We start from the raw sequence: 16757 nt of genomic DNA, 5'->3' as shown, positions 1-16757 counted from the left end.
ATACAGTAATTGACTTAGTGAAAAATAGATATCTTACTAAATGAATCGTTATAAAAGTTTACAGCAGTTTTTAAATCCTCACTTTAAAGAGGATGAATATCAGTTAGCCGCCATTACTGGTGATGCAAGTTTTCGCCGCTATTTTCGTGTAAATACGGGCGATCATAGCTATATCGTCATGGATTCAGACCCAAATAAATTAGATAACACACCTTATATTGAACTTAATAAAGTGTTTTCTAAGCATGGCTTTAAATTACCAAAAATTCTTCAAGCAGACGAGAAGCAAGGGTTTTTCTTATTAAGTGACTTAGGTAATACACACTTAGCTGATTTACTTGGCGATAATGATCGCACCTCACATTATAAACATTTAATAAAATTAAGTGCGCAATGGGCTCAAATCCCGCCAGCCCAGCATATGAAAGTATTTGATAGTGAATTTTTACAGTTTGAACTAAGCATATTTAAAGAATGGTTAGTCGATGCATTTATTGGTTACACGATGCTGGATGAGCAGCAAAGCATGTGGCAGCGAGTATGTGAGTTACTAATAAATAATGCCCTTGAACAACCTAAAGTAACAGTGCACCGTGATTTTCACAGCCGTAATATTATGCGTACCGGCCAGCAGTGGGCGATTATTGATTATCAAGACGCAGTGCAAGGACCTGTTTGCTACGATCTCGTGTCTTTATTAAGAGATTGCTATTTTCAATTACCAGAAAAAGAACTCGACTATTTATTACACTATGCTTATGACGAGTTTATCGCGCAGCAACTTATCAATGACGTACCATTTTCAGCGTTTAAACGCTGGTTTGATTTAACCGGTGTGCAACGTCACTTAAAAGCCGCAGGCATATTTTGCCGCTTAAAATTACGCGATGGTAAGTCAGGTTATTTGAATAATGTACTGCCCACCCTTAAATACATTAGCAGCGTAAGTAAGGAATACCCTGAGCTTGAAACATTACGTGAATGGATGGAAACAATCATTATTCCTTTAACTGAAAAGCGATTAGCGGTAGAGATAAAATGAAAGCAATGATTTTAGCTGCAGGGCGTGGCAAGCGGATGATGCCACTGACCGAGCACCTACCAAAGCCAATGCTCAAGGTTGCTAATAAGCCATTACTTGAGCACCATATTAATAATTTACGTCAAGCAGGTATTGTAGATATTGTCATTAATCTTGCGTGGCAAGGCGATAAAATAAAAAGTCACTTTGGTGATGGAGCTGCTTTTGGTGTGAATATTCAGTACAGCCAAGAGCCCGAAGGCGGGCTTGAAACCGCTGGGGGAATTATCCACGCGCTTCCTTTGCTTGGGGAGCAGTTTGTGGTGATAAATGGTGATGTATTTTCTGATTATGATGTTAGCTCATTAACTCAGCTACATTTGCACTCTGGTGAGGCGCATATCGTACTGGTTGAAAACCCAAGCCATAACCTTACAGGAGACTTTGCGTTGAGCCACATGAGCCCTGAGAGTCAGAAGTATACATTTTCTGGAATTAGCCGATATCATAGTGACTTTTTTAAAGACCTTGCTGCTGGCGTGCTTGCGTTAGGTCCTATTTTACGTGAAAGATTAGCTGAACATCGCGTGTCAACTGAGCTGTATATTGGTCAATGGAATGATATTGGCACGCCAGCTAGGCTCGATGAGTTAAATCAGCGCTTAGCTGTTCAAGATTTTTAAAGAGGATGCATTGACGATGTGGGGAAAAGTACTGGGTTTTTGTTTTGGCTTTATGTTTGGAAAATTCATAGGTGCTTTACTCGGTTTATACCTTGGTCATATGTTTGATCGCACCTTAAAACAAGACTTTGATAAAGCGGGGGGCTTTTCAGGTTTGTTTAAAGGCGATGATATTAACGAACGCCAAGCATTGTTCTTCTCGAGTTGTTTTGCTGTGATGGGGCACATTGCTAAATCAAACGGTCGAGTAAGTGAAACTCACATTCGTGCCGCTAGTTTGTTTATGGATGAGATGAACTTGTCAGGTGATGAGCGTCGCGAAGCACAAGATGCGTTTCGAAGTGGTAAAGAAAGTGACTTTTCACTAAAAGAAACGGTTCATGATTTTAAAGAGCGTTTCGCCCGCCGCCATGACTTATTACAACTATTTTTAGAAATACAAATTCAAATGGCGTTTTCCGATGGTCACCTTGCAGAGCAAGAAAAGCAATTACTGCAAGAAGTCAGCAAACAATTAGGAATATCTCGTACTCAGTTTTCATTTTTACTTAAACGTTATCAAGCCGAGTTTGCATTTCGTCAGCAACAGCAACGTTTTTATGAGCAGCAAAATCAACAACGCAGCACGCACAATGAGCAACAAGGCCATCGAGTGCCACCGAATAATGGCATGAACCGTGCCCAAGCCTTAGCATTGCTTGGATTAAGCAATGATGCAACTTCGCGTGATATCAAAGTTGCGTATCGAAAGCTCATGGCGCAGCATCACCCAGATAAGCTTGTGTCACAGGGTCTACCAAAACATATGATGGAAGTTGCAGTAAAGAAAAGTCAGGATATTCAAGCTGCGTACGAATATTTAAAAAAGGCGGCGTAGAAAGCCGTCTACCTCTTTGAGCAGCCGCTCGTGTTGCTCAGGCTCAGTGGGTAAGCCAAACAATTCTCTTTGACGATAATCGTACTTTGCATGGCGTTTTACCCAGCGCTTTCGCTCATGAGCACTGTGTATTATGTCTTGATTCCCTTCACTGTAAAATATATCCAGTAGCGGTGGACTGATTGTCGATAGTGTTGCGTTAAGGTGTTGATTGCGCTCACTATTAGGTAAATAACCACTTAGGCTGATGAATGCGTTCACACTGGTATTTGGAAAGCTAGCGTAATGTTCAATTAATAGCCCCGCGCTGGCACCCTGTGCAAGGACGATAATAGCCCCTTGTTCATCTAAGGCATTATTATAGAGCGCATTAAAGCGAGTAATTAGTTTGAGCTTATAGTCATTGAGTACAGCATCACTAATTGTCGGAGTTGCAGAGACAAAGTGAGGGGGTTGCTCTTTTGGCTCTGTTGATTCTGTCGTAGTGTCACTTTGCGTATCGCTTGATTGTGTATCAGTGTCAGCAGGATGCCAATCTATATCAGGCATCGTCATGGCAAGAGTTGCATAACCTAAGTCATTAAGCTGTTTACGTAGAAAGTTTAGGCCTGTATTACTGGTAGGCGGATGCTGCCAATCTGGAATAATTAAAACCACACCTCGTTGAGTGGCAGCCATCGATTGACGATAAAGACTGATAAACTCATCATCACCAGCAAGCAAGGTACGTACCTCACCATCAGGAATAAAGCGTTGAATATCGTTACTAACGATACTTGACCAAGGTGTTGGTTTAATGAAGTCGAGTGCACTTACATTGCTTATAAACGCAAAACTAGTGGCGTAAAGTAATGTATTTAATACTCTTAAAGTCATGCCGATACCCTAACTGAAGTCTAATTAGACTATCGGCACCTCATGCTAAATATTTAGCAATATTATTGTTAAAACTCAGGTGTGGCTTCAAAAACCATTTCTTTACCACTGACAGGGTGAGCCAAACTGAGCATTTCTGCATGCAGTTGCAGTCTTGGCGCCATCGCTAATGCTGCTGGGTGGGCGTACAGTCTATCCCCTAAAATAGGATGGCCTAAAGACAGCATATGAACACGTAATTGATGTGAGCGACCAGTAATAGGGGTGAGCTCTACGCGAGTTGCATTGTCTTCATGCTCAAGCACTTTAAAGTGGGTTAGTGAAGGTTTGCCATTGTCATGGTCAACCATTTGCTTTGGACGGTTAGGCCAGTCACAAATAAGTGGTAAATCCACTGAGCCAGTTTGTTGTTCGAGTTTACCAAACACGCGTGCAATATAGCGTTTAGCGGTTTTTCTATCTTGAAATTGCATGCTTAAGTTACGATGCGCTTCTTTGTGCATTGCTAAGCAAATAATTCCCGAGGTTGCCATATCTAAGCGGTGTACAATTTTTGCTGTTGGAAATACGCGATTAACCCGTGCAATTAGGCAGTCGGCGTGTTTTGGATCTTTCCCTGGTACAGTGAGTAAGCCGCTTGGTTTATTCACAATAAGCAAGTCATCGTCTTGATAAACAATACTTAAATAAGGTGTCATTGGGGGATTATAATTGAGTAACACAGCCAGCCTCGATGATATGCAAGGGCGCTATTTTAAAGGAGTATGAGCGCATACACAATGCCAGTGCTGGTTTTCGAGTAGCAGCTAAGATACAGTAAATTCAGCTATGGAGTTTAAATAAAAGGACAAGTGAATGTTTCGCCTTGGTTTAATTCGCAGTAAACCTTGTACACGTTGTGGCTTAGAAGTTAATGACCTTGAGCCAGAGTGTCCGCATTGTAAAGGCTTTTCAGACCTACAAGCAGTATATTTGAAGCAAGCTTACAAAGACGATTTAATAAAAAGAAACAAAAGCTTAGCTAAGTTATTTTGCAAGCTAGCGGCATTGGCCGTAATTATTACCCTTGTGGTGTTTTTTGCATAAAAAAACGCGATGTGAAAACACATCGCGTTTGTAGTTTGAGTTTAGCTATTTAACGTTAGTGCGAAACCACAATCAAACGAATTGCATCCAATTTAACTTGGGCTTTTTCAATATAAGTCGTCAGTTCACTGCGCTGTTTATCAAAAAAGTTAAGCTCTTCATCACGAATATTCGGATTGATTTGCTTAAGAGCGGCTAAGCGCGATTGTTCCTCAGCAAGTGCTGTTTGCATTTTCTCTAACGACTCAGCACGTAGTGCCTCAAGTTTTGTTTGTGCCATGCCTTGTGCGCTGGTGATCATTGGGTGAATAGCACTTTGTAAAGCACTGGCTAACTTACTTGCTGTTTGACGGCCCACGGCTGATAGTTGCTGGTTAAACGCGTCAAAGGCAACATTGTCAGCTAGGTTATTACTGCCTTTGTCCAGCAAAATACGAATAGGTGTAGGTGGTAAAAAACGCCCCACTTGTAGTGCTTTAGGTGCCATAGCTTCAGCAATGAAAATAAGCTCAACAAAGAAGGTACCGGCTGGTAGCTTTTTGTTTTTCAGTAACGCCACAGACGCAGTACCAAAGTCATCATCACAAATCATATCTAAGCTGCCTTGCACCATAGGGTGATCCCAACTGATGAAATGCGCGTCTTCTTGCGAAAGCGACGTGCTGCGATCAAACGTCACTGTAATGCCATCATCTTTCAAACATGGGAAAGATGGGTTTAGCATGTGCTCTGTTGGTTTTAAGATAATGGTGTTTTCACCTTTGTCTTCTTGGCTGACGCCGAAAGTGTCGAACACATTAATCATGTAGCTTGGCAACGTGAATTGATCGTCTAGTTCTTCAATGTCAGCAACTAGGCTCTCAGCACGCCCTTGACCACTTGAATGCAGCTCTAATAAGCGGTCACGACCACTTTCCATTTGTTTTCGCAACTGAGCATTTTGCTTAGCAACTTGCTCTAGAAGTGGCTCAAGCTCTTCTTCGTCACAATTATGAGAGCCAACAAACTCAAGTAATTCTTCACCAAACTCTTTATACAGCATTTGGCCTGTTGTTGAGGTTGTTTCAAATGCATCAAGGCCTTCGTTGTACCAACGTAATAGGACTTCTTGTGCGGTATTCTCGAAATACGGCACATGAATGTTTACGTCTTGGGTTTGACCAATACGGTCAAGACGACCGATACGTTGCTCTAACAAATCAGGGTTAAGAGGTAAATCAAATAATACTAAGTGGTGCGAGAACTGGAAGTTACGCCCCTCTGACCCAATTTCAGAACACAGCAGAATTTGCGCGCTGTCGTACTCATCGGCAAAGAATGCTGCCGCACGGTCACGCTCAACGATTGACATTCCTTCATGGAAAACAGACGCTTTGATTGCTTCACGCTCACGCAAAATTTGTTCAAGGCTAATAGCAGTTTCAGCTTTAGCACAGATAAGTAAGACTTTTTCGTGCTTAAGTGTTTTTAATGTCTCGATTAGCCAATCAACACGAGGGTCAAATGCCCCCCAGCTGGCATTTTCACCTTCAAACTCTTGGAAAATCTTTTCAGGAAACAGTGCACGCAAAGCGGTTAGTTCTGCGTTTTGAATACCTCCCATATTGCCCAAAACTGAGATGGCTGTTTTATATTGCTTTGGCATTGCCATAGGGTAAGCATGAAGTTTACGGCTAGGGTAGCCATCGATGCCACTACGGCTATTTCTAAATAAAATACGTCCCGTGCCGTGACGGTCTAATAGCATAGATAAAATTTCGTTACGGGCAGCTTCATCACCTTGCTCTGCACTTGCAAGTAATTCGCTGATGTCTGTTTCTTTTAAGAGTGCTTTTAACGCGTTACGTGATGCATCAACCAAGCCCTTTTCAGCAAGGAGTTGGTTGGCTGCTTCGGCAACATCTTTGTAGTTACTTTCCTCTTCAACAAACGCATCGTAGTCGTAGAAACGATCAGGATCGAGTAATTGCAAGCGCGCAAAGTGACTGCGGTGACCAAGTTGATCGGGTGTTGCTGTTAGTAAAATAAGCCCCGGAATGTCTTGGCTCAACTCTGCCATACGTTGGTATTCAGTGCTTGGTTTACCATTATTAATACTTAGGTGATGAGCTTCATCAACGACCAGTAAGTCCCAGTCAGCCAGTGTAGCTTGTTCAAACCAGCGCTTTTTCTTGCTTAAAAACTCAAGGCTAGTAAGTACTAACTGTTCGGTTTCAAATACGTTTGGCGAGTCTGCAAATGCTTCGTCACAGCGTTCTTCATCAAAAATAGAAAAGCGTAGGTTAAAACGACGTAGCATTTCAACAAGCCATTGATGCTGTAAGTTTTCAGGCACGACAATTAACACTCTGCTTGCGCGACCTGTAATGATTTGCTGATGTAAAATCATGCCCGCTTCAATGGTTTTACCAAGGCCAACTTCATCTGAAAGTAATACACGGGGTGCGAAGCGCTTACCGACCTCTTGAGCAATATACAGCTGGTGAGGAATAAGATTGGCACGCTGACCAATTAAGCCCTTAAGTGGTGATTGTTGGCGCTCAAACTGGTGTTGCCAAGTTTGGTAGCGAAGAGTGTAACGATCAAAGCGGTCCACTTGACCGGCAAATAAACGGTCTTGTGGTTTATTAAATTTGATAAAGTGATCTAAAAAGGTTTCTTTTAATTGTGCTTTCTCACCGTTGTCAGTACGAATGCCGTGGTAGCACAATAAATCACCTTGTTCTTCAACAGACTCAACTTCAAGTTCCCATTCTTCAACGCTGCGAATAGTATCACCTGGATTGAATGCGACACGAGTAACAGGCGCTTCAGTTAAAGAGTAAACACGGTTTTCTCCACTGGCAGGAAATAAAATGCTGACCTGACGGCCTTCAAGGGCAACAACGGTGCCTAATCCTAAATCTGACTCTGTATCACTGATCCAACGTTGACCTAAGGAAAAATTCATATATGTCTCATCTATGAAGAAAAAAGGCGGCTATGTTACCTGTATCGTCTTGGTACTTCAAGGCAGTAAACTCGCCTTATACAATTAAATTTAGTCAATCATTTAAAGTCATTTTTTTGGATAGAATTTGTATGTATTTTAATCACTTAAATAATTGTAATTTTAGCTGTCATAAAAAGGACTTTTGCTACAAATAGACTAAACTGAGTATATACCTAACAAATAAATAACAGGTTCAATTCCCGTTTGTTTAGTTACTTGGGTATAGCATAAAAATCATAAAACGTAAGGAAAGTGCTATGGAAAAAGCTTCGAACCTTGATAGTAAAATGTATGTGCTCGATACCAATGTATTACTCCACGAACCCCTCGCTTATTTATCTTTCCAAGAACATGATGTTGTTATCCCCATGACAGTATTAGAAGAGCTCGACCACATTAAAGATAGAAAACATGATGTCAGCCGTGATGCTCGTGTTGCTATTCGTGGTTTAGATGAAGTGTTAAAAGATGCGTCCCCAGAGCAAATGTTACAGGGGGTGGCGTTACCCAGTAATAAAAAAGCGAAAGTTCAGTCTCGAGGTCGACTTATTATTGTTAACGACCACTTATTTGCAGACAGTATTTCTGGTTTACCAGGTAATGAAAATGATCACCGTATTATCAATTGTGCGGTGCATCTACAAAAACAACACAGTGACAGCAAGGTGGTGCTTGTTACGAAAGACATCAATATGCGACTCAAAGCCAAAGGGGCAGGGCTTAAATTTGTTGAAGATTACAGGACAGATCAGCTAATTGATGACATTGCCTTATTGACCAGTGGCTATAAAAAGATAGAAGGCGATTTTTGGCAACAGGTAGGAGAATGCGAAACTGAGCAACAAGGGCGGGACACCTATCACCATGTAGCAAAAAATACCATCAGTGACGTATTTTGTAATGAATACATTCTTGATAGTAGCGATCACTTTGCTGCGCGAGTAAAAAGTTATGATGATAAACAAATCACGTTAAAAGATATCAGTGTTGAGCGCCTGATGAGCCATACGGCATGGGGAGTAAAACCAAAAAATGTTTATCAAGGTATGGCGCTCGATGCCTTACTTGACCCAAGTATTGAGTTGGTTATTTTAACTGGCCCCGCAGGCTGTGGTAAAACGCTACTTGCGCTTGCCAGTGCCCTTGAAATGATTATTGAAAAAGGCATTTATGATAAAGTTATCGTCACCCGTAACACACCTGAAATTGCCGAATCTATCGGTTTCTTACCTGGAACTGAAGAAGAGAAGATGGCACCTTGGCTGGCTGCTATCACAGACACGCTAGAAGTGTTACATAAAGGTGATGAAAACCCGATTTCGAGTCGTAATTACATTATGGAAAAGGCCAATGTGCAATTTAAATCGGTGAACTTTATGCGTGGTCGTAGTATTCAAAATGCCGTGGTGATTTTAGATGAAAGCCAAAATTTAACGGCTTCACAATTGAAGACCATTATTACGCGTTGTGGTGAAGGAACCAAGCTCATATGTTCAGGTAATTTGGCGCAAATTGATAGTAACTACCTAACTCCAGTTACCTCAGGCTTAACTTACATTGTTGAACGCTTTAAAGATTTTGAAGGAAGTGCCACCGTAAACTTAAATGGTGTTGTTCGTAGTCGCTTGGCAAGCTTTGCTGAAGAAAATTTATAACTTGCCAGCAGATCCTTGCCTCGTTAATCTAGAAAGTTCCGAGGCAAGGTACTTTAAAGCTAGTGAACTTTTTACCACTTAAACGTTATTACCGCTCTATCACTGTCGCATTGATTGTGCCATTGCTAGTGGCATTTTTCTTATGCTTGCATTTGTATGACTTAAAACTTGAGCGTGCAATTGAGAATCGCCACAGCAGCTTTAGCAATATTTCAGCTCAACTGAGCCATGCAATGAGTGCTGCCGATGGGCTGATTGATACCATGTTTGTATTATACGAGCAGCCATTATCGTATGATTTCGACCCAAGCTGGACCAAAGATGTAAACCAATTTGAGCATTATTATTATCAGCCAGTTGGTGACGAAGTAGGTGAAATAGTTGGACAAGGTAAGTTTGCTTCAACATCTAATGCACTTGAACAGTGGCGCCAAGTTATTGCATTAGGACCTTCTTTTAATACCACGCTCTCACTTATCCAATCTTTACAAGCGGTTGCTTATGTTAATGAACAAGGTTTTGCTTATACCAAGCGGCGCTCAACCGCAGACAGCACCTTATTAACGACAATACTCGACAATAAACTTAAACCACAGCAATTGAACGACAACACGCTTTCGTCAAGCCAAGTCATTACTGTGAATGAGCGTGCTTATTTTGCAATTGGTAAAAAGCGAACCGCCACAAGCCATGACTACATCATTTTAATTTATGATTTAGAAGCAATTTCAAATTGGTTGCAGAAAATAGCGCCACCGCAGGGTGAGTATATTTTTATAAATCAACATAACCAAGTTATAGCCAGCTCTGACGTGCGTTTAAATAGTGTCGTCAGTGCAGGTGATTACTGGCCTGAACCAATGATTATTGACACTAAGCGGCCCGCAAAAAAATTACATAGCTACTTAGTTCAGCCCTCAGACAACTTGCCCATCTACACCCGCTTTTATGAATCTAAACAGGCGCTTAGTGAGCCAATTCGTTACGATATTCTTGTAGAGTTTATATTTTTGTGCGTCTTTTTAATAATGATGTTTAGTGGTGTTTTTTGGTTGAGCCAACGTATATTTGTTAAGCCCATGACACACTTAATCTGCTATTTAGATCAGCATAATGAGAACAGTAACCCGCTTTTACATTATCGTATACCGACAGATTGGCAGCCATGGTTCAGCAGAGTTAAGCAGGTCTTTAAACGTAATGAAGAGCTAGTTACATCTTTACAAGAAGCCAATAAGGCACTTGATTCACAAGTTCAAGTAAAATCAGAGCAATTACGACGTAGTATTGATGCCAAAGAACGTCATTTAGCCTTGTTAAACACTATGCTTAACAATGTGCCAGATCTCATTTATTTTAAAAATACTTACGGTGTTTTTTTAGGTTGCAATAAAGCTTACGAAAGTTACGTAGGCATGCCACAAGAAGAACTCGTTGGTGAAAAGTTTACTAACACAAATCAAGATAATACTGAGCTCAATTTATTAGAAGAAAAAGTGTTAACTGAGCGCCAAGTCTATCAAAAGCGCTTAGTCACAGATAATAAAACATACAACCTCAGTATTGCGCCATTTTATAATGAGCATCAGCAACTGTTAGGTACGATGACCATTGGTAGAGACATAACAGAGCAGCATGAAGCACTTAATGCGTTGCAAAGCTCAGAGGCAAAGCTCAAAAGTGCCATGGAGTATGCTGCGAATGGGGTTATTTTATTATCTCTAGATTACCAAGTGTTGCAGGCTAACAAAGCCGCCCGCCAGATATTTTCAATGCAGAAAAGCTACAATATACCCAGTCAGTACATGTTGGCTGATTTATTCGTTGAGCAATCACTAGAAAAATTAACGCAAACACTTGAGCAGCTTCATAGTGAGAAGAAAAATGTTTATCACTTTAGCTTACCTCAACAAGAGCAAAAGCGTTGGTTGCAAATAAGTGTCTCCTTGGTATGGGATAATGAACAAACCCCTGATTATTATGTTTTGCACGTGCAAGATGTCACAGATTTAATTCAGGCAAAGAATGATGCGGAGAGAGCGACATTAGCTAAAAGTCGTTTTATTGCGAATTTAAGTCATGAAATACGTACGCCCCTTAATGCGGTGTTAGGTTTAATAGATGTAATCGCTTTACAAGGTTTATCGCAAGAGCAGCGAGGTTACGCATCGCAAGCTAAGTCGGCAGCAAATAGTTTGTTGTCACTACTTAATCGTATGCTTGATTTTGCCCGTGTTGAAAGTGCACAAGTGCAATTAAATAAGGCACCATTTAGCGTGGCTGACTTAATTGATTACTGTGAAGGGATTGCAACGCCTCTTTGCAGTAAAAAAGATTTAGAGTTTATCGTCGAATGTGATGACACCATTAATGCAAATTTATTGGGTGATCAAATTTGTCTACAGCAAGTCCTCGCAAATTTATTAACCAATGCGGCTAAATTTACAGAACATGGCAGTGTAAAACTGAGTCTTAGTTTAGTTGAACAGTCTGATGAGCAGCAACTTATTTGCTTTGTGGTTAAGGATACGGGGATTGGTATTAGCGATGCTGATCAAAGCCGATTATTTGATGCTTTTACGCAAGGAGACGAGTCGCTTACTCGTTCTCATCAAGGTGTAGGACTTGGTTTAGCAATTGTTAAATATGAAGTCGCATTGATGGGTGGGGAAATTAAACTCACAAGTGAAAAGGGTAAGGGCAGTGAATTTAGCTTTTGCTTACAGCTTGATAAAACCACACAGACCGCCAAAAAAAGCAGCCCGTTACTACCATCAACTACAGATTTATCAGGTCTATTAGTGCTCGCGGTGGATGATAATCCACTTAATTTAAATATTATTAAAAGTATTCTAAAGCAGGCTAATATTACTGTTGTTTGTGCTGATAGCGGTGCAAAAGCAATAGAGTTATCTGCGAGTTTAACTCCAGATCTGATTTTTATGGATATTCAAATGCCAGAGATGGATGGTTGTCAGGCGACACGAATTATAAGGCAATCATTCACAAAAGAGCAGATGCCTATATATGCATTAACCGCTCATAGTGAAGCTGCTGATATTGAACAATCTGTCGCTGCAGGTATGAATAAGCATTTAACAAAGCCAATTGTTGCAAATAAGCTATTTTTAGCAATGAGTGAACTTGATAAACCCATTGAACCGTTTTTTGATCATTCTTTTGTTTTAACTCAGTTTGCAAATAATAGTGATTTGGTATTAACTATGTTATCAAAGTTTGCCACTATGGCCGCACAGCAATTATTAGAAATTTCTACCTTAAGTACTACAGAAGAACTGGTTAGAGTTGTGCATAATGTAAAAGGGTCTGCTGGTAATTTAGGTTTTAAGCGATTGTCAGCATGTGCTAAACAGTGTGAGGCTAAACTTAAAACGCAAGGCAAGCTTCCTGAGTTATTAAACGATGAGCTGCAACGACAAATAAAACAAGTTATTGCATTTATCATCGAACAAGGATCTACAAATGTTGAAAAAAGCCAAGGTACTGATTGTTGATGACGATCCGTTAAATCGCTTGGTCTTAGAAAAAACATTGCGACAAGATTACGATGTTTTTTGTGTTGAAAGTGGCGAAAAAGCACTTACATTTTTAAAAACACAACCCGTTGATTTATTAATATTAGACATTGTTATGCCTGGTATTGATGGCTATGAAGTGCTAGCGAAAATAAAAGAAAATACCACAACAAACATGTTGCCTGTTATTTTTATATCCGCAAATACCAGCCATGATGATGAGGCCAAGGGCCTTGAGCTAGGGGCGATGGATTACATAACTAAGCCTTTTAGCGCTGCGATTGTTCGTGCCCGTGTTCGCAATCAGTTAATGATCAAACAAAAGAATGATCTACTCGAAATGTTGGCATCGATTGATGGTTTAACTGAAATTCCTAATCGACGTTACCTAGATGAAAACTTATCAAGGGAGTGGCGACGTTCAAGGCGAGATCATACCCCTTTATCAGTTTTATTGATGGATGTTGATCACTTCAAGCGTTACAACGACTGTTATGGTCACCGTGCTGGTGATGATTGCCTTAAAAAAATAGCGCATGCACTTGTTGGCTCATGTGAGCGAGGGAGTGATTTTGTTGCCCGTTACGGTGGCGAAGAATTTGCAGCTGTGTTACCGAATACATCCGCAAAAGAGGCGGTTGCATTTGCTAATAAATTACGTAACGCAGTTAATAAGTTGAATATTCCGCACAAGGCCTCTTTAAATTCAGAGTATGTAACAATAAGTATTGGTATTGCTACCACTGAATCAGGACAAGTTTATGCTGAGCAAACACTTCTTGAAGAAGCCGATTTAGGTTTATATCAAGCCAAAGGAGCTGGGCGCGATCAAGTGGTATCGCGATTAGTATCGGCGACAATGCAGGAGTAGGTTATTTGTCTACCCCTGCATAAAGTAATTAGCTATTGCTGAGTGATTTATAAATAGTGTCGCCCACACCAATTAATTTATCGTTTTTAAAGACCAAAGGGGTGCACTCATCTTTGGTCGTTTTGCTGTCTGAGTGGATGCTATGAGTGGCATAAAAAAGTACTTGGTATACACCGTCGTCCTGTTTAAGTAACTCTGTAAAGTTAGGTGTGCTTAGTTTGTTGAGTACCGTTTGGTAAGGCGTATCAAGTGCTAAGTTTGCAATGACTTCACGATTATTTTTGTGGTGTTTTTGCCAGCTTGTTGACGAGTCGCCTGCCCAGTGAGTTTCGGCTTCACCATCTGACACGGCAATGACACAACCAGTTAAAAAAGGTGCTGTTAGTGCGGCAATAAGAAGTGCTTTTTTCATTGTTATATCCCTTGTTTTATCGTTTCGTTTTTTCATATATAGCAATCCATTTGCCAATATTTTATTTTCTTTATAATCAAGGGTTTAATTTGTATTTGCGAGCTAGCTAAGTAATATGGAACTCATTACTTAGCTTATTTGACTAAAAAATTGCTTTTTAGACCAGTCTATTACGTGCCTCACCTTGACTGAAGGCGTTGATGTTAAGTGCTATTTCAGCCACAAGTCGAGCAATTGATTCTTGACTAGCCCAAGCAATATGAGGTGTTAGGAGTAAGTTGTCACCTTGATAAATAGCAAGTGGGTTATTTTCTTCTGCTGGCTCTTTACTCAACACATCCACACCGGCACCCGCAATCACATTATTAGCAAGGGCGTGGGCTAAATCAGCTTCGTTGATAATTCCCCCTCGTGCTGTATTTATTAGGATAGCTGTTGATTTCATCATATTGAGTTCTTTAGCTGCGATTTGGTCGCGAGTTTCATCGGTCAGCGGGCAATGAACACTGATTATATCTGCTGTTTTGATGGCCTCTTCAAAGCTAACACGTCCTTCGCGAGGAGCATGCCCTTTGCGCTCACTTATTATTACATTAACACCAAAAGCACGGCCTACATCAGCAACCGCTTTACCAAGTGAACCATAACCAATAATCGCAAGTGTTTTGCCTGACATGTCATTAAAACTGTAATCTAAACGACAGAACATAGGGCTTTGCTGCCATTTTCCAGATTGGCAATCTTGAATATAACGGTGCGTATTACCTAATAAGTTAGTGATAAGTGCAAATGTATGCTGTACCACAGAAGGGGTAGAGTAGCCTGCCACATTGGTGACAGCAATGTTGTGTGTTTTGGCTGCATCTAAATCAATGTTATTGGTGCCGGTTGCTGCAACACAAATTAGTTTTAGGTTGCTAAGCTGCGACATCGCTTTTTGATCAATAACAACCTTATTAGTAATGATAATATCGGCATCCTGACAACGAGAAACAACATCTTGTGGGTCTGTTAAATCATAGCAAGATAGCGTTCCTAAGTTTGCCAACGAATCTAATGAGGTATCTGCTAATGTGGCGGTATCAAGGATGGTAATATTCATGTGCTTTCCTTTTTTAATTTAATGCTTGACCTTAGGGTGTACTCCAAGGTTTATAGTACGTATAAGCTTTTAAATGGAGACGGTGATGAAAATAGGTGAATTTGCCCGCAAGTTGGGTGTTTCAACAGATACATTAAGGTACTACGAAAAACATGGTTTGTTAACGCCTAGTTCGCGATCGGAGTCAGGGTACCGTGTTTATACAGATACAGACATTAAACAGATGTCGTTTATCTTACGCGCTAAAAACGTGGGATTTAGCTTGTCTGAAATAAATGAGTTGTTGCAAATAAAAATTCATAAAGATCAGCATTCGTGCCATGAAGTTAAAGAAATGACGCTACAAAAACGTGATTTAGTTGCTCAGCGTATTGAAGAGTTAACACGGTTTTATGATTCATTATCGCTATTAGCTCAAAAATGTTGCGGCGGTGAAGAGCCAGCTGAAAATTGTTCTATATTAACGACATTGGAGGATATAGATGGACTTACTCACTAATTTTTGGCAGTTATTTTTACTGTCTGCCCCTTGGTTGATGTTGGGGTTATTAATAGCAGGGCTATTAAATGTTTACTTGCCTACTGACTTTTTGAATCGTCATCTTGGTAAAGAAGGACTTTGGACCACAATTAAAGCTGCTCTTATTGGCGCTCCAATGCCATTGTGTTCATGTGGTGTGATCCCTGCCGCTATAGGACTTAGACGGGCTGGCGCTTCGAAAAGTGCTACGACGGCTTTTTTAGTATCGACCCCTGAAACAGGTGTTGATTCTGTTTCTGTTTCTTATGTTTTATTAGGCCCGTTTATGGCAGTGATCAGGCCGATTGCAGCTGTATGCAGTGCAATTGCTGCTGGTATGTTAGTTGGTAAAGAGAGTGAAATTAATGATGAGCATACTAAAGCCTCGAATAATAACCATGAAAAAGTAACAAGTAGTTGTTGTAGCACCAAGCAAGCAATCGCGAAAGAGCCTGCATCAAGTTGTTGTAGTACAGAGCAAGCTCCTGCTGTTGAGAAAACAAGCTGCTGCGCAAGCAAAAAGGAAGCCGTTAAAATTGAAGGGGGGGTTGCAAAACTTAAACGCGCAATAAGTTTTAGCTGCAATAAGTTGCTTGAAGATACCATGATATGGTTGGTTATCGGTTTATTTTTTGCCGCACTGGTCCAAACCTATGTGCCTGAGTCGTACTTGAGTCAGTGGGGGAGTGGTATTTTTGCAATGCTGGTGGTGATCTTAATTAGCATTCCTATGTATATTTGTGCGACGGCCTCAACCCCTATTGCAGCAGGTTTATTGCTCAGTGGTGTATCACCAGGCGCCGTGTTGGTGTTTATGTTGGCAGGCCCTGCCACAAATATTGCAACACTGGGTGTGGTGGGTAAAGAGTTGGGAAAACGCGCTGTAGTTGCTTATCTAATTGGTGTAATAGGCGTTGCATTACTATTCGGGTTTTTAACGGATTACCTAGTGTCTGAGTTTGGTTTTGTGGTGGCACCCATGATGGGGGATGAACATCAAGTATTACCGCACTGGTTGAGCTTAGTGTGTGGCGTATTATTGGTCGTTTTAATGTTGAGGTTAGTGTTAAAAATGTGCTTAAAGAAGTCAACACAGACTGGTAAGAGCATTAGCTAATTGATTGTT

General features: G+C 40.7%; 14 protein-coding genes. 9 read left to right on the top strand and 5 right to left on the bottom strand.

The genetic code is table 11. The features are described 5' to 3' along the window. Nucleotides 1-40: 40 nt before the first annotated feature. The 3 genes from L3V38_RS17475 to djlA are packed head-to-tail and all read left to right on the top strand — an operon-like array spanning nt 41 to nt 2581. Nucleotides 41-1042: a phosphotransferase gene (locus tag L3V38_RS17475; RefSeq protein ID WP_237120157.1), complete on the top strand. Its 1002-nt coding sequence runs from the start codon at nt 41-43 to the stop codon at nt 1040-1042. Further along, complete coding sequence (murU, locus tag L3V38_RS17470) at nt 1039-1704, top strand: N-acetylmuramate alpha-1-phosphate uridylyltransferase MurU (protein WP_237120156.1); 666 nt, start codon at nt 1039-1041, stop codon at nt 1702-1704. Before L3V38_RS17475 ends, murU begins: the two co-directional genes overlap by 4 nt. A gap of 16 nt (nt 1705-1720) precedes the next feature. After that, nucleotides 1721-2581: a co-chaperone DjlA gene (djlA, locus tag L3V38_RS17465; RefSeq protein WP_237120169.1), complete on the top strand. Its 861-nt coding sequence runs from the start codon at nt 1721-1723 to the stop codon at nt 2579-2581. On the opposite strand, the gene L3V38_RS17460 is transcribed toward djlA, so the two are convergent. Together L3V38_RS17460 and rluA are read right to left on the bottom strand one after the other, a co-directional pair. Then, nucleotides 2564-3457, bottom strand: a complete 894-nt coding sequence (locus L3V38_RS17460; protein ID WP_237120155.1) for a DUF3530 family protein — start codon at nt 3455-3457, stop codon at nt 2564-2566. The two genes, djlA and L3V38_RS17460, sit on opposite strands and share 18 nt — an antisense overlap. Nucleotides 3458-3525: 68 nt before the next feature. Next, nucleotides 3526-4179, bottom strand: a complete 654-nt coding sequence (rluA, locus tag L3V38_RS17455) for a bifunctional tRNA pseudouridine(32) synthase/23S rRNA pseudouridine(746) synthase RluA (protein WP_130150737.1) — start codon at nt 4177-4179, stop codon at nt 3526-3528. A gap of 133 nt (nt 4180-4312) precedes the next feature. On the opposite strand from rluA, the gene L3V38_RS17450 reads away from it, so the two are divergent. Next, the gene (locus tag L3V38_RS17450) at nt 4313-4543 is read left to right on the top strand and encodes a hypothetical protein (RefSeq protein ID WP_237120154.1); all 231 of its coding nucleotides are present in this window, start codon (nt 4313-4315) and stop codon (nt 4541-4543) included. 55 nt (nt 4544-4598) lie between these two features. On the opposite strand, the gene rapA is transcribed toward L3V38_RS17450, so the two are convergent. Next, nucleotides 4599-7493 carry an RNA polymerase-associated protein RapA gene (rapA, locus tag L3V38_RS17445; protein ID WP_237120153.1) on the bottom strand — a complete coding sequence of 965 codons (2895 nt, stop codon included), beginning with the start codon at nt 7491-7493 and terminating at the stop codon, nt 4599-4601. A 299-nt stretch (nt 7494-7792) separates the two neighbouring features. Here rapA and L3V38_RS17440 point away from each other — a divergent pair, with 299 nt between their 5' ends. From L3V38_RS17440 to L3V38_RS17430, 3 genes are all read left to right on the top strand, one after another. Next, entirely contained in the window at nt 7793-9190 is a 1398-nt protein-coding gene (locus L3V38_RS17440; RefSeq protein WP_130150739.1) for a PhoH family protein, read from the top strand. Between the two features lie 62 nt (nt 9191-9252). Beyond that, nucleotides 9253-12705: a response regulator gene (locus tag L3V38_RS17435; RefSeq protein WP_237120152.1), complete on the top strand. Its 3453-nt coding sequence runs from the start codon at nt 9253-9255 to the stop codon at nt 12703-12705. Further along, nucleotides 12674-13597: a diguanylate cyclase gene (locus L3V38_RS17430; protein WP_237120151.1), complete on the top strand. Its 924-nt coding sequence runs from the start codon at nt 12674-12676 to the stop codon at nt 13595-13597. Before L3V38_RS17435 ends, L3V38_RS17430 begins: the two co-directional genes overlap by 32 nt. A 28-nt stretch (nt 13598-13625) precedes the next feature. Here the strand turns inward: L3V38_RS17430 and L3V38_RS17425 are convergent, their stop codons facing one another. Next, entirely contained in the window at nt 13626-14009 is a 384-nt protein-coding gene (locus L3V38_RS17425) for a DUF3192 domain-containing protein (protein WP_130150742.1), read from the bottom strand. A gap of 157 nt (nt 14010-14166) precedes the next feature. Further along, nucleotides 14167-15111: a D-2-hydroxyacid dehydrogenase gene (locus L3V38_RS17420; protein ID WP_130150743.1), complete on the bottom strand. Its 945-nt coding sequence runs from the start codon at nt 15109-15111 to the stop codon at nt 14167-14169. Between the two features lie 85 nt (nt 15112-15196). Between L3V38_RS17420 and zntR the strand changes: the two genes are divergently transcribed. Together zntR and L3V38_RS17410 are read left to right on the top strand one after the other, a co-directional pair. After that, the gene (gene zntR / locus L3V38_RS17415) at nt 15197-15610 is read left to right on the top strand and encodes a Zn(2+)-responsive transcriptional regulator (protein ID WP_193988341.1); all 414 of its coding nucleotides are present in this window, start codon (nt 15197-15199) and stop codon (nt 15608-15610) included. Continuing rightward, nucleotides 15594-16748 (top strand): SO_0444 family Cu/Zn efflux transporter, encoded by a 1155-nt coding sequence (locus L3V38_RS17410; RefSeq protein WP_237120150.1) that lies wholly within the window; start codon nt 15594-15596, stop codon nt 16746-16748. The genes zntR and L3V38_RS17410 overlap by 17 nt, the downstream gene beginning before the upstream one ends. Nucleotides 16749-16757 lie beyond the last annotated feature (9 nt).

Origin of the sequence: Pseudoalteromonas sp. L1 (assembly GCF_021728095.1) — a bacterium.
In the GTDB taxonomy this organism is placed as follows: Bacteria; Pseudomonadota; Gammaproteobacteria; order Enterobacterales; family Alteromonadaceae; genus Pseudoalteromonas.
Note: the sequence above shows the minus strand (reverse complement) of the source record. Positions and strands in the feature narration are given on the sequence as shown.